Source organism: Hyphomicrobiales bacterium (genome assembly GCA_039973685.1).
GTDB lineage: Bacteria > Pseudomonadota > Alphaproteobacteria > Rhizobiales > JACESI01 > JACESI01.
Genome location: JBDWKL010000019.1, coordinates 37,893 through 56,349, shown reverse-complemented (window position 1 = coordinate 56,349; position 18,457 = coordinate 37,893). Strand labels below are relative to the sequence as shown.

Annotated in this window: 15 protein-coding genes and 1 other RNA gene; 10 read left to right on the top strand and 6 right to left on the bottom strand. The window is 47.1% G+C overall.

Annotated features, from left to right (window positions below):
• The first annotated feature begins 111 nt into the window (after positions 1-111).
• The 5 genes from ABJO30_05805 (at position 112) to ABJO30_05785 (ending at position 4,941) form a co-directional block, all read left to right on the top strand.
• Positions 112-1,143 carry a TRAP transporter substrate-binding protein gene (locus ABJO30_05805; GenBank protein MEP3232322.1) on the top strand — a complete coding sequence of 344 codons (1,032 nt, stop codon included), beginning with the start codon at positions 112-114 and terminating at the stop codon, positions 1,141-1,143.
• A 76-nt stretch (positions 1,144-1,219) separates the two neighbouring features.
• Positions 1,220-1,759, top strand: a complete 540-nt coding sequence (locus ABJO30_05800) for a TRAP transporter small permease (GenBank protein ID MEP3232321.1) — start codon at positions 1,220-1,222, stop codon at positions 1,757-1,759.
• Positions 1,760-1,761: 2 nt separating this feature from the next.
• Entirely contained in the window at positions 1,762-3,078 is a 1,317-nt protein-coding gene (locus ABJO30_05795; GenBank protein ID MEP3232320.1) for a TRAP transporter large permease, read from the top strand.
• 26 nt (positions 3,079-3,104) lie between these two features.
• Positions 3,105-3,848, top strand: a complete 744-nt coding sequence (locus ABJO30_05790) for a sulfite exporter TauE/SafE family protein (protein ID MEP3232319.1) — start codon at positions 3,105-3,107, stop codon at positions 3,846-3,848.
• A 148-nt stretch (positions 3,849-3,996) separates the two neighbouring features.
• The gene (locus ABJO30_05785; GenBank protein ID MEP3232318.1) at positions 3,997-4,941 is read left to right on the top strand and encodes a hypothetical protein; all 945 of its coding nucleotides are present in this window, start codon (positions 3,997-3,999) and stop codon (positions 4,939-4,941) included.
• A 94-nt stretch (positions 4,942-5,035) separates the two neighbouring features.
• Here the strand turns inward: ABJO30_05785 and ABJO30_05780 are convergent, their stop codons facing one another.
• The 4 genes from ABJO30_05780 to ABJO30_05765 all read right to left on the bottom strand — a co-directional run bounded on the left by ABJO30_05780 (position 5,036) and on the right by ABJO30_05765 (position 10,630).
• Complete coding sequence (locus ABJO30_05780; protein MEP3232317.1) at positions 5,036-6,154, bottom strand: GNAT family N-acetyltransferase; 1,119 nt, start codon at positions 6,152-6,154, stop codon at positions 5,036-5,038.
• Positions 6,155-6,165: 11 nt separating this feature from the next.
• Positions 6,166-7,338, bottom strand: coding sequence for a cellulase family glycosylhydrolase (locus ABJO30_05775; protein ID MEP3232316.1), 1,173 nt, complete (start codon positions 7,336-7,338; stop codon positions 6,166-6,168).
• Positions 7,339-7,364: 26 nt separating this feature from the next.
• Positions 7,365-8,123 (bottom strand): WecB/TagA/CpsF family glycosyltransferase, encoded by a 759-nt coding sequence (locus ABJO30_05770; protein MEP3232315.1) that lies wholly within the window; start codon positions 8,121-8,123, stop codon positions 7,365-7,367.
• A gap of 164 nt (positions 8,124-8,287) precedes the next feature.
• Positions 8,288-10,630 (bottom strand): exopolysaccharide transport family protein, encoded by a 2,343-nt coding sequence (locus tag ABJO30_05765; protein MEP3232314.1) that lies wholly within the window; start codon positions 10,628-10,630, stop codon positions 8,288-8,290.
• 239 nt (positions 10,631-10,869) lie between these two features.
• Here ABJO30_05765 and ABJO30_05760 point away from each other — a divergent pair, with 239 nt between their 5' ends.
• Genes ABJO30_05760 through ABJO30_05745 form a run of 4 tightly spaced genes read left to right on the top strand, consistent with a single transcriptional unit; the run spans position 10,870 to position 15,938 of the window.
• Positions 10,870-12,399, top strand: coding sequence for a hypothetical protein (locus tag ABJO30_05760; GenBank protein ID MEP3232313.1), 1,530 nt, complete (start codon positions 10,870-10,872; stop codon positions 12,397-12,399).
• Positions 12,396-13,508 carry a glycosyltransferase family 4 protein gene (locus tag ABJO30_05755; GenBank protein MEP3232312.1) on the top strand — a complete coding sequence of 371 codons (1,113 nt, stop codon included), beginning with the start codon at positions 12,396-12,398 and terminating at the stop codon, positions 13,506-13,508. Before ABJO30_05760 ends, ABJO30_05755 begins: the two co-directional genes overlap by 4 nt.
• The gene (locus ABJO30_05750; GenBank protein MEP3232311.1) at positions 13,505-15,022 is read left to right on the top strand and encodes a hypothetical protein; all 1,518 of its coding nucleotides are present in this window, start codon (positions 13,505-13,507) and stop codon (positions 15,020-15,022) included. The genes ABJO30_05755 and ABJO30_05750 overlap by 4 nt, the downstream gene beginning before the upstream one ends.
• Before the next feature lie 37 nt (positions 15,023-15,059).
• Positions 15,060-15,938, top strand: coding sequence for a glycine reductase (locus ABJO30_05745; GenBank protein ID MEP3232310.1), 879 nt, complete (start codon positions 15,060-15,062; stop codon positions 15,936-15,938).
• Here the strand turns inward: ABJO30_05745 and ABJO30_05740 are convergent.
• A complete protein-coding gene (locus tag ABJO30_05740) occupies positions 15,935-16,654 on the bottom strand; it encodes a DUF2161 family putative PD-(D/E)XK-type phosphodiesterase (protein ID MEP3232309.1) in 720 nt (239 codons plus the stop codon). The two genes, ABJO30_05745 and ABJO30_05740, sit on opposite strands and share 4 nt — an antisense overlap.
• Before the next feature lie 105 nt (positions 16,655-16,759).
• The gene (locus tag ABJO30_05735; protein MEP3232308.1) at positions 16,760-17,584 is read right to left on the bottom strand and encodes an MBL fold metallo-hydrolase; all 825 of its coding nucleotides are present in this window, start codon (positions 17,582-17,584) and stop codon (positions 16,760-16,762) included.
• A 432-nt stretch (positions 17,585-18,016) separates the two neighbouring features.
• Here ABJO30_05735 and ssrA point away from each other — a divergent pair.
• Positions 18,017-18,379, top strand: a transfer-messenger RNA (tmRNA) gene (gene ssrA / locus ABJO30_05730).
• Positions 18,380-18,457: the final 78 nt, after the last annotated feature.

Below are 18,457 nucleotides of genomic sequence, written 5' to 3'. Positions count from 1 at the left end.
GCAAGAGTGTTGCAACGAGGCCCCAATTAGTTACAAAAAAAACTAGTTGCTGGATTATTCGTTGTGTGTTTGACTCAAAACACGGTTTAGACATTTTGGGGAGGAAAAATTATGATGTTCAATTTGAAACGACTAGGGCTGTCGGCTCTCGTGGGTTCAGCGCTTGGATTGGCCAGTTTTGGCGCAATGGCGCAAGAAGTAAACCTTCGGGTTCACCACTTCTTATCTGACAAGCACAACACACATGCTAAAGTTTTGGCACCGTGGGCTGAGAAGATCGAAAAAGAATCTGGTGGTCGTATTAAAATGACTATCTTCCCGCGTATGCAGCTTGGCGGTAAGCCGCCGCAGCTTATGGACCAAGTACGTGACGGCGTTGCTGACATCGTGTGGACACTTCCTGGCTACACTGCCGGTCGTTACCCGCGTATTGCAGCCTATGAGCTGCCGTTCATGGTTTCCTCAGCAGAAGCAACATCGCAAGCGCTTCAAGAGTTTTATGAAAAATATGCAACCGAAGAATTTGCTGACGTAAAACCGCTTTGGTTCCACACACATGCTCGTGGCGTAATCCACACACGTGAAAAGCAAATCAAAACAGCCGCCGATTTTGATGGCATGAAACTTCGTGCACCAAACCGTGGCATCGGTACAGCAATGGAAGCGTTGGGGGCAGCCTCTGTCTTTATGCCTGTTCCAGCATTGCCGGAAGCTTTGTCAAAAGGCGTTGTTGATGGTGCCGTGATCCCTTGGGAAATCGTACCACCGCTTAAAGTGCAAGACCTTGCGCCAAACCACACGGAAACACCGGGTGCACGTGGCCTCTACACAGCTGTGTTCGTGATTGCCATGAACAAAGATAAGTACAACGCTTTGCCTGATGACTTGAAGAAAATCATTGATGATAATTCTGGCATTGCCATGGCGAAAAGCACTGGTAAAATTTGGGATGATGCAGAAAATACGGGCCTTTCCGTTGTGAATACGAAAGGCAACCCTGTTCATAGAATGGCCGATTCTGAAATCGCGATCTTGAAAGAGAAAACTCAAGTTGTGACGGATAAATGGATTGCTGATCAAGGCTCTGACGGACAAGCCTTATTTGATGATGCAAACGCTCTTTTGGATAAATATTCAAACTAAGCATCGAATCAGTTGAACTTAAACCCGATCGCGGACATCATGCCGCGGTCGGGTTTTTATTTGGGTAGGGAACAAGGTGCAGACACAATCATTGAAGAACGAGCATGGGGCTGTGCGTGTTCTAGAAAAGCTATGCTGGGTGTTGGCCCTAATCGGTGCGGCCGTGCTTATCGCCTTAGCGTTGACAACAGTGATCAGTGTTTTGGGCCGCTATCTATTTAACACGCCCGTTTCTGGCGACTTTGAAATTGTTGAGATTGGCTGCGCCATCGCGGTCGCTTGTTTCTTGCCTTATTGCCAACTCAGACAAGGCAATGTGATTGTCGACCTCTTCACCCTTAAAGCGCCGCAAGCCTTTAAAAATATCCTCGATGCCATTGGCTGCATCTTGCTCGCCATCATGGCAGGCTTAATGACATGGCGGGTTGGTCTCAGCGGCATGGATTTGCATCGCTACAATGATCAAACAATGATCCTCCAGTTCAACACATGGAAAGCCTTTGTTATCATCGTCCCATGTCTTGGTTTGCTGACCTTGGCTGGGCTCGTCACCGCTTGGCGATCGCTTAAGGGCACCCATGGCGTCGATCCGCACCTTACAGCGGAACAGGAGTAGTCATGTCAGGTCCACTTATTGGCACGCTGTGTATTGGCGGCATGCTCGTCCTTATGTTCTTGCGGGTGCCTATCGCCGTTTCCATGTTCGTCTCCGGCTCTATTGGTTATATTTCAGTCGCAGGCCTCACGCCGCTTTTGGGCTTTTTGAAAAGCAATCCGTATTCGCAGCTTTCATCCTATTCACTCTCCGTGGTGCCCATGTTCCTGCTCATGGGGCACTTGGCAACCCATGCTGGCATTTCTAAAGCGCTATTTCGGGCAGCCAATGCCTTTTTTGGATCATGGCGCGGAGGACTGTCGATTGCCTCAATTGGCGGCTGCGCGATGTTTGGCGCCATCAGTGGCTCTTCGCTTGCAACGGCTGCCACCATGGGCAAAGTCGCCCTGCCAGAAATGAAGCGGTTTAACTATTCAGGCGCTTTGGCAACTGGTTCGTTAGCTGCAGGTGGCACGCTTGGCATTCTAATTCCGCCTTCCGTGATCTTGGTAATCTACGCCATCATTACCGAGCAAAACGTCGCGAAGATGTTTCTTGCAGCCTTCATTCCAGGCTTCATTGCAGCACTTGGCTACATGATCACGGTGTCAATCTATGTACGCATCTATCCTGAAGCTGGCCCCGCTGGTGATAAAGCGGATGCCAAAGAAAAAATTGATGCCTTAATTGGCGTTATACCAGCGGCAATTCTTTTTGTGGTCGTGATCGGCGGCATTTATGCTGGCGTGTTCACGCCCACGGAAGCTGCCACCTTTGGCGTGCTCGGCACAGGGCTGCTTGCATGGTGGAATGGTATCAACAAAGAAGAAATGGCGGAGAGCCTAACCGGCACGGCAGTCACCACAGGCATGATCTATATGATCTTGCTTGGTGCGAACATCTTCAATGCGTTTCTCACCCAAACACAATTGCCCCAAACGCTTGCGCAGGTGATTGGCGACAGTGGTTATTCACCGATGCTCGTGCTGATGCTAATCTTGTTGATGTATCTCATTTTGGGCTGCGTGATGGATTCCCTTTCCATGATTTTGCTCACGATCCCTATCTTCTTTCCCATCATTCAAGTTTTGGATTTTGGGCTTGGGCCTGAAGAAGCAGCCATCTGGTTTGGTATTATTGCGCTGATCGTCGTGGAGGTGGGGCTGATTACGCCACCGGTTGGCCTGAATGTTTTTGTCATCAATAAGCTTGCCAAAGATGTGCCCATGGTGGAGAGCTTTAAAGGCGTGATGCCTTTCTTGATTTCTGATTTTATCAGGGTCGCCATCCTGATCGCATTCCCAAGTCTCACGCTCTATTTGGTCCGTGTCCTTTATTGATCAAGGCCACAATATAAGGACGTTACATGTCGTTTGAAATGCTCCTTGTTGTTGCAGCCGTGGCCTTCTTGTTTGCGGGCACCGTCAAAGGGTTGGTTGGTCTTGGCTTACCAACAACAGTTATTGGCATACTGGCGCAGTTCACAGATCCACGCCAAGCGATTGCTCTATTGCTTTTGCCCATTCTGATTTCTAATACATGGCAAATTTATCGCAGTGGCATGGCGGTAAAAATGTTCAAGAAGCTTTGGCTCTTTAGCTTGTTCATGTGCTCTTTGATTTTCATCACATCACAGTTTGCAGCCACCATCTCGACCAAAGCGCTAACGCTCTCAGTCGGCATAATGATTGTGCTTTTTGTTGTAACCAACCTGTTTCTCAAGAAACTTACAATTTCAGACAATCACGACAAAGCATATCAAATTGGCTTTGGTGCCGCTGCTGGCATCATGGGAGGAATGACATCCTTATGGGCGCCGCCTGTTGTAATGTATTTGCTTTCAAAACGCGTATCTAAAGACGAGTTCGTCGCCTCTGTTGGGGTATTGCTGATGGCAGGCTCTATCCCCCTGCTCGGCGGTTATATAAGCGCTGGACTAACCACGCCTACGCTCCTGCTCTATTCCTTGTTGATGGTCATCCCAACCCTTGCAGGATTTGCCATTGGGGAATGGGCAAGATCATTTTTAGAGGCTGAACAATTTCGAAAAATACTGCTCGGCATCTTCTTTCTGCTCGGTACTAATTTGATCGTGAACGCACTTATTTGAAGGGTCATCGTTAACAAAAGACCAAGCTAATCTCTAAATTTTCCGACACTGTGTAGTTAACTATACACCAAGAAGTTCAACCCAGATTTAAGACATTTATGGCATATTGCTGAAATTAGTTATTCGTAATTATCTGGTTTTGAGAACAATGATTGAAACATCAAATATCCTTGGCAATTTCAGCGATAAACATTCGCGCCTATTCGATGAGCAGACGATTTTAATCCAACACAAGCTTTTAGAGACAGGCCTATTCTCTGAAGAGGCACTGGGTGGATTGATTGATAGATGCTCCCCAGACGACTACATCGTCAGCACCATGGGCACCAATAAAGAGGTGAAGGAATGGCGTAATGGCGAGATCGTTGGCATCTCTGGTCTTGAGGTTATTCAAGCGATTAAGAATGGCCGTATGTGGCTAAACTTGCACCGCATCATGGACCGCGATCCAGTTTATCAAAAAGTTCTCGACCAAATCTTCAGTGAATTTGAAGGCAAAATCCCGGGTCTGAAAACATTCAGACGCAACATGACTTTGCTGATCTCTTCACCGAACATCCAAGTTTACTATCATGCAGATATTCAAGGCCAAAGCCTATGGCAATTGGCTGGACGTAAACGCGTTTATGTTTACCCACCGACACCTGCATTCATTTCTCCAGAATCCATTGAAAAGGTTCTGCTTCGCGAGACAGAAGAAGAGGTTCCTTACGAGCCTTGGTATGACGAATATGCGGAAGTGTATGAGCTTGAAGCAGGGCAAATGGTTCACTGGCCACTTTATGCACCGCACCGCGTTGAGAACCTCGACTGCATGAATATTTCAGTGACAACAGAGCACTGGACACAGACCATTTGGAACTCATATGTCGTGAACTTCGGCAATGGTGTGTTGCGCCGTACAACAGGTTTGAACAATTTTTCAACCGTTCCACAAGGCATGCACGTCTATCCAAAGGCGGCGGCATCTTTGCTTTGGAAACGTCTGAAACTTCAAAAGGCGCGTGAGTTCAAACACATGATCGACTTCCGTGTTGATCCATCAGCTAAAGATGGTTTGGTTTCGATCGATCCATACGAGCTCGCTGCTTAAGAGGCTCTTGCTTTACAGCATTGCGAAAACAATGAGTTAAAGGCTGGATTTTGATCCGGCCTTTTTCGTTTTATGGGGCGCTATAAAAGCGGTCTTATTTGAGATTTGGCAAAAGACGTTGGACAAGTTTTCTTGCAAAGGAATTGTCTTGATAGGCCATCTGGCCGATGCGACCAACAACACCATTGCTCAAGATATAATGATGCATGGGGACCGGTGTGGTGTGCAATGATGCTTTGTAATCTTCATCACCGGTTGTGAAATCAAACATATCAATGCCGATCTCTTTACGACCTTTCATCACATCTAAAATGCCTTGAAGGCCGAGCGAATATTTTTTGAATTCTTCAGAAGAATCAAATGCGCCCAAAAGCAGCAAATGACGGCCGTCTTGATGAAGGCCGAAATCGACGGTTAGGGTTTTTCCTTCAACCTGCCCAATGATCGTTACCGCATCACCAGACGCAGCCCCCTCTTTGGCAACTTTCAGATAAAAGTCATAGTAGGCGTCTTGCGAGAGCAGATCACCTGGGTATTTCTTGCCACGCTCTAAGCGCAGCATCTCAAAAGCCGTTTCAATTTCTGCTTCATCAATCAACGTTTTGAATGTTAAAGGGCCAACGTCCTTTTCAATATTGCGGCGCTTGCGATCCAACCCTTTGCGAGTGGATTTCGATAATGTCGCTTGCTTCCACTCATCAAATGGCATCGGCATCGGCAAATCATGGGCCGCGCTATCACCATCAATCTTCGTGGCATTATCAAACAAACGTACAATGTCGAAACTGTCTGAGCGCACCTTTCTGAAGAGGAATAAATCAAACGGCTTTAGCGCTTTTATGAGTTGGGATTTAAACGCGGGGTCTTTTGAAGCTGTCTCGAGCGTTTCGGCGCTCGCTATGATCTGGTTATAATCCGTGATGCCTAAATCGGCAGGCTGGATGATTTTGGCAAACGATACAGCCTTGCGCACCATCGGCAAAACCATCTGTAAAGTGCCACTGCTATCGCGAGCAATAATGATAAACGGCTCAACACCGAGCGACAGACATAGGCTTTCATAAAATGCATCAAGCCAACGCGGGCTTTGAAACGCTGTGCCATCAGATTTTGCAAATAATGCTGCGTATTCCTCACTCTTAAAATCAAAAGAAGAAAGCACGTCAATTTCATAGGATTGCGATGCACTTGCTTGCGCTGAAGCCATACCCATAACCACTCTTTCTACTTTTCTTTTTCAAGCAAGGTTTTCACTATTGATGCATCCGGTCTGTTGGTTGATGGATCAACAAACCCAAACCCATCTGAATATTCCCAATGAACCCAACCAATGCAGTTCTCCGTGGATGCACGAGCAATCTCACCCAACCAACGAAGCCGCGCATGGTGGGGCGCGTGATGGGATAGTACTCCAAATTCATTGACAAGAAGCATACGCCCCGTTTCTCGAGACCATTTCCCCATCGCCTCAAAAGCATCTTTGATCATGCTTTCATCCCAAGGCACCAGCACTTGGCGCTCTAAGAATGTTAGCGCCTCACGCTGATTGTTACGCACCAAACGGTTGCGATTTTCAACAACGCTCGGCTCATTGCTATGCAAGGGAAATGAAAGGCCTTTAAACGCCCGCACTGGCTCCGCATCCGGCAACCACTCCGCCCCTTGGTGGGTGAAGAAAAAGGGGTCGTAATAATGAACCGCGTAGAGAACATTGCTATCTTCAACAGGCCTCATTCGAAACAAAGCCTCATGGCGCTGCGGGCCAGAAGGTGAAATGATCAACGTGTGGTTTGGCAGTTCATAACGCAGTGCTCGAACCAAGTTTGGCAGCGCTGTTTGCCAGATTTTATCGTCGCTGTCCGGCTCATTTAACAATTCAACGCCAACATGGTCCACTGGCAAATGAGCAATCTTTTTTGCTACCGCAGACCAAACCTCACGCAATCTGTTCACCCCCAATAAAGGATGGTTTTTGAGCAGGCTATTAAAGTCAGATGAGGGATGAAGGTCTAGGCTTACTGCATAGCCTATTAAGTTGAGCCGTTCGACATCGCGGACCATCCAATCAAGATACGATTGCACGGCGCCAGCTTTCAAATCCCCTTGCACGAAGGCATCATGAAAAAACGGCAATCGGATGTGGGAAAAACCTTCATGCTTTAGGGCAATGAGCGTACGCCAATCTGGTCTGTCATTTGGATCGTTACGATGCCAATTTGGCAGATTAAATCCGCGTCGTGTTTTTGAAACGAAGGCTTTATTGGGATGATTTTCAAAGGCTGGTTGTTGACGACAAACAGCCGATACATCCGCAGCAACTGATGGACGGGTTGCAGACACCTGCAAAAACACAAGGGATGCTAGTAAAGCGAAACAAGTCTTGCCAAAAAATAGCATCACTATCCCTGCCCAATAAATGGGTGCTATCGCGAGCGTGTGAACAGTAGTTTTAAAGCTTGCGGATTGGTCAAAAGATAACGCGGACCTAACCGGCTTGGCTCTTGAGCCGCGCGATAAGCCCATTCGAAACCTAAACTTTGCATCCAAGCTGGTGCGCGAGAATTACGCTCAGATAGGAAGTCAAATAGGCCGCCAGAGGTTTTGATCACACCGACATTTTTCAAACTATCAATATGCTCACGGATAAAACGTTGTTCACGGGGCACGCCCATGCTCACCCACAAAATATCAGGCTTAACGTCGTTGATCTCAGCAACAATGTCAGCCTCTTCTTCCTTGGAGAAGTACCCATTACGACGTCCTGCAATTTTCAAATCAGGATAGCGTTCTTGCGTTTTTTGGGTGGCGACTAGATTGGAAATTTCGTCGGCGCCAAACATAAAGTAACTGGCGCCATGTTCAGCAGCGACAGCCGCAACATCATGGAACAAGTCTGTTGTTGCGACACGTTCTGGGAGTTGGTTTGTTCCAAATAATTTGGAATAAATCACCATTGGCATGCCGTCTGCTACGATTTGATCAGCAAACAGAAAATCGTCCAAAAGATCTTTGTCCTCAGCGCACATGGCCATAACCTGACCATTGGCAGAAGTAGAATAAAACGGACGCGCATCTTTGTCTCTTGCTGCGAGAGCCCATTCGACGAAAGCGTCAGCAATCTCATTACGATCAGCAACCGTAATTGGCAGGCCACCCAATTGGCGGACAGGCCAAGTCGACATGATATTTTCTTCAGAGTTTTGCTTTAATGGTGACACGATATTTCCCTATCTTAACTTAGAAACAGTATATCGCTTTTGAATAAATAAATGATTGATGCAAACCTAAAAATTTGCACTTTTAATTGAAGTTTTAGTTACCATAAATTCAGTAAATATTATGGCGATCAAATACGGTTCAGCAAAATCTGGACCTTGCTCAAACCGGCCTCAATAGTACGTTCAACAACCCGAGGTACTTCTTCTTGTTGAGGGCGATCAAGCAGCAAGAAAGTTGCATCTGCCAAGCTACTTAATGCTTCAAAATCAGCTTCTTCTTGAACGGTCGCAGCATCAATAACGACCACATCATATGATTGTAAACTTGCTTTCAACAGCGCTTTAAAGCCTGCAAAACTAACCATTGATTGCTGCCTATTTGTAGACATGGCCTCAGGATCAATAAAATCATATGGGCGCTCTAATAGACCATGATCAATACCGGCCCTACGTTCCACTTCGCCATTATAAGGGGTCTTGATAATGGCCGCCGTTGCACCGTTAATGGTTGCTAGGTGACTAATTGATTGAGAAACGAAACTCTTACCTTCTTGCGGCATCCAAGAGCCAACAAGAATCAGCCGAGGCATTCTGTTTTTCTTAAACAGTGGCAATGACTTCATGTGCGAGGCAAGTGCACGCTCCATATCAAAAAGCGATGCAAAATCCGCCGCCATCAAATTAGGAAGAATTGGCGTGTACGGATTGATTGTCGATTTTTTTGACCGTCCTTCTTCTTGGAGATTCGTCGAATGCGGCGCGTTGATTTTTTGCAGTCGCTCAGCAACCGCACCCGTTTGCGCCTCAAAATTAGTCCGCGGGGCCTCTGGGACTGTTGGCTTAGTATTTTCAATATTTTGCGCAGGCATTTCAGGTTGATGATTTTGCGCGCGCGGTTTGTTCAACCATGCCAGCGGCGGCGGTGGGGTTTCAGAAGCCATCGCTGGCGCCAAAGCTGGGTCGACATAATGAGGGTCTTGTGAAGGACCGTCTCCAGCCCCTGCTCTTTCATAATCCACACCGTTATGATCCACGCTGTGACCTCGCGTTGTCCGCGCTTCAATTGAAGCAACAATCAAAATCGACAAAGCAAAGCTCAACAGCCCCCAGACACCACCAACCAGTGCTAATGAAGGGCGCGTCGATCTTAAGGGTGGGGTTGCAAGTGACGCGATTTTTGCTTCTTGACCTTGCAATCCTTGTTGCTTTTCCGCCGACTTAAATCGACCAAGGAAATCCTCAAAAATCGCACGGTTAGCAGAAGCTTCCCGCTCCAATTCGCTCAAAATAACAAGCTGTTCTTCGCCTGCATTTGCCTTAGAACTCAAAGCAGCCATGTCTTTTTCAAGCGCATTGAGCGTAGTAACGGAAGCATCAAGGCGCTGTTTACTTGATGAGATAAGACGACGGCGCTCTCCTTCGATTTGACGATCAAGAGCGTTTAATCGGCTCTGCTCTGCGGCGATGCGGGGATGGCGATTACCAAATGTGAGATTTAATTGGGCGAGCGACTGAGTGATGGTGCTTTTTTGAAGTTGTAATGCTTGTAGCTGTTGCGTTTCGCTTTGGGCATTTGATGTATTAAATGCACCGGGGCTTGATTTCCTGATTTGATTATATTGCGACCGCGCCACTTCACTTGCGGTTTTGGCAATAGCAACCTGTGCGCTGAGTTCTTGCAATTCACGCTGTAATAGTGTGCTGGCATTATCAACGCTAATAATATTGTTTCGCGAACGAAACTGCGCAACAGCCTCTTCCGATTGTTGGAGAGCTTTACGCAAGCCAATCAATCGTTCCGACAATGAATTTGCAGCATCTGCTGTTGCAGAAGTTTGAAAATCTTTTTGTTGTTCAACAAAAGCTTTTGCCACAGCATTGGCATAAAAAGCGGACTTTTCTGCATCATTGGACGTAAAGAAAATCTCAATGACGTAAGTCGCGCCAAGCCTCTGAATTTTCAATGATTTTTTGAATTCAGCCAACAACAAACGAGTATCACCGCTCGTGCCAGAAATAGCATTTTTATATTGTGGGTCTTCCGAAACTTTCAATTGCTTTATCAGCGGTCGCAAAAATCCGTCGGAATTGAGTATCTCAATGATACTTTCCAAGACAGCCGCGTCACCACCAATATCACCAACCACTTGTTCTGAAACTTTTACCCCTTGTTGGCGAGGGTCAACCAATACGATTGCTTTTGCCGTGTAGGGAAACGAAACAAATTTGAACGCAACAACACCCAAAGTGGTTAGCAACACAGTCAAGATTATGATCTTGAAAAAGTTACGCCCAATCATGCGAAGGAAAGCTATAGGGTCCAATAAGCCATCAACAGGCGCACCTACCCCATGCCGCGCCGTTGCGCTTGCATCAGATTTTGGTTGTGGGCGAGCATGTTCATTATGCTTGCCTAAATCAAAACTACCCCAATCGTTCATGAGATTTTCTGCATTCCCTTTATTAGTCAAAGCTGTCGTCTTGAGCGCTCGAGATAAACGCCGACTGACACGATCGGTAGAATAAATTATAGTTAATGAAATATGGATTAACGTCGTTAATTATTTTACTCACACGAGTTTAGGCCCGATTTACATGACCAAAATACGAGCAACGGGAGCTTGGGTCTCAGCTTTCGTTAGCAAAAAAGCAACGAAATCCAGTTAATACTAACGGATGTTGTGGCCGATTGCGCAATTGGATAAAAGAATTGAGCAAATCCGCTTTCTCACCTCCAAATAACTATCATCTAGCAAGCGCCCAAAACCCGCTTGATAGTTCTGGCGACCTCGTCCGCGCTTTCCTCGGATTGTTGTGCGGCACGATCGTTATTGCTACTGCTGTTTCGGGTCACATCGTCAGCCCAATATTCGCAATCGGAATGACCATCATTTTGATTGCCGCAATGGCCCGCTGGATGCCCGAAACAGCATTAATTGCTGTGCTAATCGCGATGATTTTCCAAAACACCTTTGTAGCGTTGGTCTCACCTTCCATCGACACCACGACGAGCTTCAACATTGTTCGCGGCTATAACTTCTTAATTTTGTGCGGCACATGGGGTATTTCTGTCTTGATGTATCTGTTCCATTTTAAGGGGCAAAACAGCGAGCTTGACCGCCTTTCGAATGTTGTTTTTATTCTGCTCGGCATTATCGGCGTGTATTTTCTAATCGGCTTTGTCCAAAATCCATTGGGTGCTGTGATCTACCTTAGGAGTGTTGCAACAGCCGTTATGTTGTTCCACGTCTGTCTGATCATATTTGGCTTCTTCAAACCTCGATTTACGCCTGTCATGACCATGATAACCTTGGCGATCATTCTTATCGGTTATGTTGAACTGTTCTTCGTCAACGAGTGGAACCGCCTGATAAACGGTGAATCTTTTTGGAATCTAACCTTCATTGACGGCCGTAATTCACTCATCTGGGATCGTGATGCGAGGGAGCGCGGGATTGTCGTTAAATCAATCTTCGATGTTTTCACCGTCGACCTTTTCAACACCCCCCTATTGGCTGATTTAAAAATCTCTATTCGACGCCTTTTAGGACCAAACCTTCACCCAATCAGCTTTGCCTATATCATCGGTTTTTTCCTCGCATTCTCCCTGTACCGCGGAAAGTTCATTCTGGCGGCATTGCTATTACCATTGCTCATTTTCACAAATGCCAAAGGTCCTATCATTCTGCTTGTTCTGGTCTCTTTTGCTTGGATTGCCGCCCAGCTTTTTGGACATCGATTTGCGTTCTTCAGCTTGCTAGCCGCCGTTTTCGCCTACATATGCCTTGGTGTGATTGTTGGACTGTCCATTGGCGACTATCATGTGCTCGGCTTTATGGGCGGTGTTTATAACTTCTTTGAATTCCCAATTGGACGCGGCATTGGCACTGGCGGCAACCTTGCCACCAACTTTGCCGAACTTGACTGGAGTGCTTATCAAGCAGCAGGACGCACACCAATAGCCATTGAAAGCGCGGTCGGAGTGCTCCTTTATCAACTCGGTTTTGGGGCGTTTTTATATCTTGGTATTTGCGGTTGGTTTGCTTGGAAGACGGTTCAAGTTGGCGCAAAAACAGGTCAATCGGTTCATCTTGTTGCAGGTTTTATGTTGCTTGTGATCTTGGCAAATGGAGTTTTTCAGGAAGAAGCCCTGTTTTCACCGCTCGCCTTTGGTTTCATCATGGCCTTTAACGGGATGATCTTGGGTGCTTATTGCAAAGCTGGGGGCGTCTTTAGATGACAGTCTCAAAACGTATCTTATTCGTCCAAACACAGGCTGAAAATGCCGGTGCACAAGAAATATCACGGTTGCTTGGCAAAGAGCTCACAGCGCGCGGCCATGATGTGCATCACTTGTTTTTCTATCGCAAAACCGATGGGTTCGATGGGCAAGAAAACACAACAATTTGTTGCCAAGAGCGCCCCAGTGGTCCGCTTCAAATGTTTGGGTTTTTCAAAAAACTGGTAGCCGATATTAAAGCTGTGAAACCTGACGTGGTGTTCACCTTCCAACATTTCGGCAATACTGTTGGCGCACCTGCTGCAAAGCTTGCTGGTGTTCCTCTCATCGTCGCTAATCAGGTGTCAGCGCGCGAAACCATTCATCCTGTTCTACGCTATGCTGATTTACTGATGGGGCTTTCAGGCCTTTATCAAGCGATCACCGTGAACTCACATGACTTGCTAAAAGACTACTCCGTTTTCCCAAACCGCTACACGAAGAAAATCGTGCTGGTTCCTCATGGCTTTGAAGAAAAGACAACAACCCTTACTAAAGACCAAGCGCGTGCCAAATACGGTATTCCTACAGATGTTCCTTTGCTCGGCACTGTCGCACGGTTGAATGAAGCCAAACAGATTGATTGCGCAATCAAGTTGCTCGAAGATAAGCCTGATTGGCATTTGTTGATTGCAGGTCAAGGACCAGACGAAGAACGCCTCAAAGGTCTTGTTGGCGAGCTACAAGCAAGCGAGCGAACCCACTTCATTGGCGAAGTGAGCCAAACCAATATCGGTGACGTTTTAAAGACGTTAGACCTTTTCGTCTTCCCATCACGAGCTGAAACCTTTGGTCTTGCGGCAGTTGAAGCTGGACAAGCAGGCATTCCAATCGTTGCAAATGATTTACCAGTTCTGCGTGAAGTGCTTGATATAGACGGAGACGCTGCGGCACAATTTGTTGATGTTACAAATCAAGCTGCCTTTGCCGAGGCGGTAAACACTATTCTCACTGATGACGCGCTATCTGCACGGTTGAGCTTTCATGGACAACAATTGAAAAGCAAGTATTCAATGAACCATATGGTCGATGTTTATGAAAAACTAGCAATAGGCGAGGTTGCATCATGATCATCCATATTCGCCTCGAAGGCCATCAGTTGCGCGATTGGTTGAAACACCTCGTCCGCGCTATTCACAGCATGGGCGATCATTCGCTCTATCTCCACATTGCGCCACGCGCCGAAAAGCGCTCTGGGCTACAAACGCTCTTGACGCTTGAAAAAATGATCGTGTTTCGTAACCGAGAAAACAGTTGCGAAAGACGGACGCTGCGTGAACTCGGTCTTGAGCTTGCAGGCAAAACCAAGCCTGACCTGATCATCGATCTTACATCTCGCCCGTTCGTACCAGATAACAACACCCGCGTTCTTGCTCCTTCCTATGATGGAACACGAGGTGAGCCCGCGCTTGCAGGCTTGCTCCTTTCCAAAGGCGCACCATTGATGACAATTGATGATTTGACGAACCATAAAACCATTGCAAGCGGCACGCCCTCACTCGAAGCTGCACAAGGGTTGAGCGGGGCATTGGAAGCCGTTTATTCACGATTTATCATGTTGCTAAAACGTGTTTTGCAAGGCTTAGAAGATGAAACGACGATCACGCCGTTTCAATATTTCACCCCTTTGTCCTCTATTCACCATTCAAAGCACCTTGCTAAAAATGTCGCGAACTACATCATTCGTGAAATCTATCAGCTGTGTTGCTATTCTGGCCATTGGCGCATTGGCTATCGGTTTATTGATGGCAATGGTGTTTTAGAGAATAAGAACCTTACTGGGGCACCGTGGCAACTTATCGATCACCCTTACAATCACTTTTATGCTGACCCTGTTTTATTCAATCATGAGGGTCGTGATTACTTGTTTTTTGAAATGCTCGATCATCATGTCGGCAAAGGCACTTTGGCCGTTATCCGCTTTGATGAAAACGGCAATCCGGGGCCAACTGAGCCTGTGTTGGAAGAACCGTGGCATTTATCCTATCCCTTCATGTTCAAATGGCAGGGTGATATTTGGATGATCCCTGAAAGTTCAAACAACAACGATGTCGCGGTTTACCGTGCAACGGACTTTCCGCTAAAATGGGAACGGCACGAAACGTTGTTGAGCGGGCTTGAAGCTGCGGATGCTACGATTATTGAGTTCAACGGAGCATGGTGGATGTTTGTTGTTGAGCGCGAAGGGCTTGGCGGATATTCAGATACCCTATGCATTTATAAAGCAGACAACCCGCTTGGCCCATGGACAGCACACCCACAAAACCCCGTTTTGATCGACCATAAATCTGCCCGCCCTGCAGGCAATATGGTGATTAAAAACGACAAACTTTGGCGGCCTGTTCAAGATTGTGAAGCAGGCTATGGTGCCGCATTAGGATTGGCTGAGGTGACGCAGTTAGATGACGAAGGCTTTGACCAACGCATCGATACGGTTATTCAACCTGGTGGACCAGAATGGCCAGGGCGTAAAATCCACACCCTCAACCGCGTTGGACGGTTAGAAGTGATTGATGGTTGCATCTATCGCCCGCGCATGAAAGCGCTTGGCAATTTTTCTGATAATTTATACAAGCCAAGATAACATTGCCGCTAGATCGCTCTTTCTTTAAAGTCGAAGTATGACAGATCCACTTCGGTATATTGATCGCACCCGCGCCTATTATTTAGCGCTCGGCTATGACGCGCCGTATGTATGGGCGAAAAATTCCGACATCCCATTCACGCGATTACAAAAACCATTGTCAAAAACCAAGGTTGCACTGGTAACGACAGCCGCTCTTTTTGATCCTGCAAAAGGGGATCAAGGCCCGAACGCTCCTTATAATGGTGGCGCAAAATTTTATACGCCGTACCTAGCTCCTGTTGAAGATGCGCCTAAAACAGGCATCTCTCATATTGCCTATGACCGCAAGCACAGCCCTGCAACAGACGAACAAGCTTGGCTACCTTTGAATACTTTAAAGCAAGCGGCGAACGATGGTTTGATTGGTGGGGTCACAAAGCATTTTCACGGCCTACCAACAAACCGATCACAACGAGCAACAATTGAAGACGATGCGGTACTCCTGCTTGAGGCGCTCAAGCGTGATCAAGCAGACGCCGCAATTATCGTTCCCAACTGCCCAGTTTGCCATCAAAGCGCAACGCTTGCAGCTCGGTATCTGGAAGAAGCAGGCATGCCGACTGTGGTGATGGGTTGCGCGAAAGATATTGTTGAAAGTGCGGGCGCACCACGATTTGTTTTCTCTGATTTTCCGCTCGGCAATGGCGCGGGCAAACCGCACGATGAAGCGTCTCAAAAAGAAACCTTAGCGCTTGCTTTAAACTTGCTAGATCAAGCAACCAGCCCTGGAACCGTGAACAATTCACAAGTCTGGTCTCGCGACCATACTTGGAAAGAGGATTATTCTAATCCAGAAAAATTGAGCCCAGAAGAGCTTGCCCAAAAGCGAGCGGCATTTGATGCAGGTAAACAAGCCGCCAAATCTGTTCGCTAGGCAGCAGGCGCTTGTGCAATTGCCCTTGTTAGCTCGGTCAAATCTGAAGCATAGGTTTTAACAGCTTCTTTGCCCTTTGGCGTGAGTGCATAAACACCACGATCTACCCGCTCAAACCAACCATAATGATCATCAGCCATAATACGCCGCGCCGTCTCAACAGCGGTCATTTTGGCAACCTCGGCTGCTTTCGTTGGACCGTTTTGATCCAAAGCCCCCAAACATCGAAGCGCATCTTGACGGTAAGCTGTCATAATGGTTGTTCGAGCAGCGCCGCCTTTGTTGGGATCACCCACACGGCGTGAAAACTCTCGCAGTAAGCGCCCTTTTTTGACCTTCGAAGGGCGCGGCTTATAGGGTTCGGGATCAAGATGGGTTTCAACAAAACCATCTTTCAACCGCACGGTCATCAAGCCAAGACCAAGCCGTCGGCACAACGTTTTGTTGCGCTTTAAACTCTTCAAATAAGCTTTGTTCGTGCCACGCGGGACCGCGATATAAACATGGTCAGAAAGACTTTGGCGCTCGATCGCTTGGTGAAAGAGTGTGAGCGAGAAAGCTGTTTTCAACTCAACAATAATCGGATCTTCTTCGCCTCGTATCGCAACGATATCAGCAGCAGCCACTTCGCCTTTAACCTCATAACCCTGCCCTTCCAGCAACGTCTTCACGGGCTGGTAGAGATCGGTTTCAGCAATTTTCGGCTTCTTCGCCATACAGTTCACATGCTCCGTCGGTCATTCGCCGTGTGCGGGGCGAATCATCTGACAACAAGGATAGCAAAGAGCGGTTTACGGAACATGGATGCAGCGGACACAGCCCTAAAGCTTAAAGACATCGCCTTCTCGAGCAAGGCCACAATTTGGGAAGCGCGCTTTTGCATCTTTTTCAATTTGAAGCAGCTCAGCGTCGGTGCGTGAATACATGTGATGAAACAAACGCCATTTTTGCACATTGGCTGCTTCGCAAATCTCACCAGCCTTGCCCCAATGAGTATGTCCAAACCCGCGATGCTGCTCATAGTCATGAGGGGCATAAGTTGAATCTGCAAAGACCAGCCCAGCACCTGATAGAAAGTCCACAAGGGTCGCATCTTTTTCACCGTCATCATGTTCAAAGTCGCCGGTAAATGCGAAGCTCTTGCCATTGTCTTTGTTCACACGATAAGCGGTACACCCACCAGGATGATTAACAGCTGACGTTTGCACTGAAACGCGCTCGCCTATCTGCAAAACATCGCCTTTGCTGAAAGTCTCATATGATGCCGTGTTTTTGAAAATATCCATGGAAATAGGGAAAAACGGACGGCTTAAGAATGCATGCAAAACATCAAGCGTACTGCCATGCTTTTCAGAGCCTGCTGACCATATGGTTGTTTTGAATTCTGGATTCAATAATGGGGCGAAAAATGGAAGGCCACTAATGTGATCAAAATGGAAATGCGTAAAAAGCAGATCAATTTTGCGCACGTCTTGCGTCAATAAATACTCTCCAAGAGGTATTATGCCGCTGCCTGCGTCAATGATGATGACACGGTCGCAACTTCTTACCATGATGGAGGTGGTGTTTGCCCCAACAATGCTCGGTTCACTCTTACCAACAGTTACCGACCCGCGCGCCCCCCAGGTTGATACCTCAAATGTCATATTCAAACTTCCAAACTCAACACCACCTTAGCTTCCCCCACTTCGATGGCTTAAATGCCTAATAAGAGCACTTTTTGACTAAACCGCACATTTCCCAAAAAATATACAGGCATCATCTGACTATGTGACGAATTTGATCACTTATGCAGTAAACAGTTTCAGGTGCCCCACCTGCTCAACCACCGATCGAGATCATCACGGCAACGACATTCACGAACTATCAGGATAGTTCAGTGAAGTTTCCTTGATAACTGTTTCACAAAAATCAGCAGAACGATGTGACTTTTTGCACATCGCTAACAATGCAACTTGTGCTAATCTCCAGCCCGTTTTTAAGGCCAATTACCAATCGCAAAGCTCATCTATAATTGGCGTCATAAAGAGTGTCATTTTAAACAACTCATCATTTTATTTCAGCCTACAACGCAATCACCTTTTGCATCGTGGGCTTTTTATATCTATATTAGCGATGCTGCTTGCAGCTATGGCAATAAATGGCCTGCGTAATAAACCTATCGGACCCGGGGGCGGTACCCGGCGCCTCCACCAAAACCCAGTTGAATGATTGGCTGGTTTTTGGCGGGGGCGAAATAGGATCGACGAGGGCGTAAAGGTTGAGCTTTTGCTCGGTATGATACCACCGTTATCGGGTCAAATCAGTAGTTGCAAATGACAACACAGCTGAAGGTTTTGCAGTCGCTGCGTAATGCGGTGCCTAAAAAGCCGACTTAAAGTCCCTTTGGTTTAGCACCTTTGGGCGGGGTCCGGCGGCACCTGGCAACAGAAGCTGCCACTTTTTTCTTTTTTGTGGATCACTCTTGCATTTGTCTGTGGGATTGGCCTTGAAATAGTTAATGTCTCTCTCGACATTGC

What these genes read in the sequence shown, in the direction of transcription:
- ABJO30_05805 (MEP3232322.1), top strand. Translation starts at nt 112, where the DNA reads ATGATGTTCAATTTGAAACGACTAGGGCTGTCGGCTCTCGTGGGTTCA.
- ABJO30_05795 (MEP3232320.1), top strand. Translation starts at nt 1,762, where the DNA reads ATGTCAGGTCCACTTATTGGCACGCTGTGTATTGGCGGCATGCTCGTC.
- ABJO30_05790 (MEP3232319.1), top strand. Translation starts at nt 3,105, where the DNA reads ATGTCGTTTGAAATGCTCCTTGTTGTTGCAGCCGTGGCCTTCTTGTTT.
- ABJO30_05785 (MEP3232318.1), top strand. Translation starts at nt 3,997, where the DNA reads ATGATTGAAACATCAAATATCCTTGGCAATTTCAGCGATAAACATTCG.
- ABJO30_05780 (MEP3232317.1), bottom strand. Translation starts at nt 6,154, where the DNA reads ATGGGTATGGCTTCAGCGCAAGCAAGTGCATCGCAATCCTATGAAATT.
- ABJO30_05775 (MEP3232316.1), bottom strand. Translation starts at nt 7,338, where the DNA reads ATGCTATTTTTTGGCAAGACTTGTTTCGCTTTACTAGCATCCCTTGTG.
- ABJO30_05770 (MEP3232315.1), bottom strand. Translation starts at nt 8,123, where the DNA reads ATGTCGACTTGGCCTGTCCGCCAATTGGGTGGCCTGCCAATTACGGTT.
- ABJO30_05755 (MEP3232312.1), top strand. Translation starts at nt 12,396, where the DNA reads ATGACAGTCTCAAAACGTATCTTATTCGTCCAAACACAGGCTGAAAAT.
- ABJO30_05750 (MEP3232311.1), top strand. Translation starts at nt 13,505, where the DNA reads ATGATCATCCATATTCGCCTCGAAGGCCATCAGTTGCGCGATTGGTTG.
- ABJO30_05745 (MEP3232310.1), top strand. Translation starts at nt 15,060, where the DNA reads ATGACAGATCCACTTCGGTATATTGATCGCACCCGCGCCTATTATTTA.
- ABJO30_05740 (MEP3232309.1), bottom strand. Translation starts at nt 16,654, where the DNA reads ATGGCGAAGAAGCCGAAAATTGCTGAAACCGATCTCTACCAGCCCGTG.
- ABJO30_05735 (MEP3232308.1), bottom strand. Translation starts at nt 17,584, where the DNA reads ATGACATTTGAGGTATCAACCTGGGGGGCGCGCGGGTCGGTAACTGTT.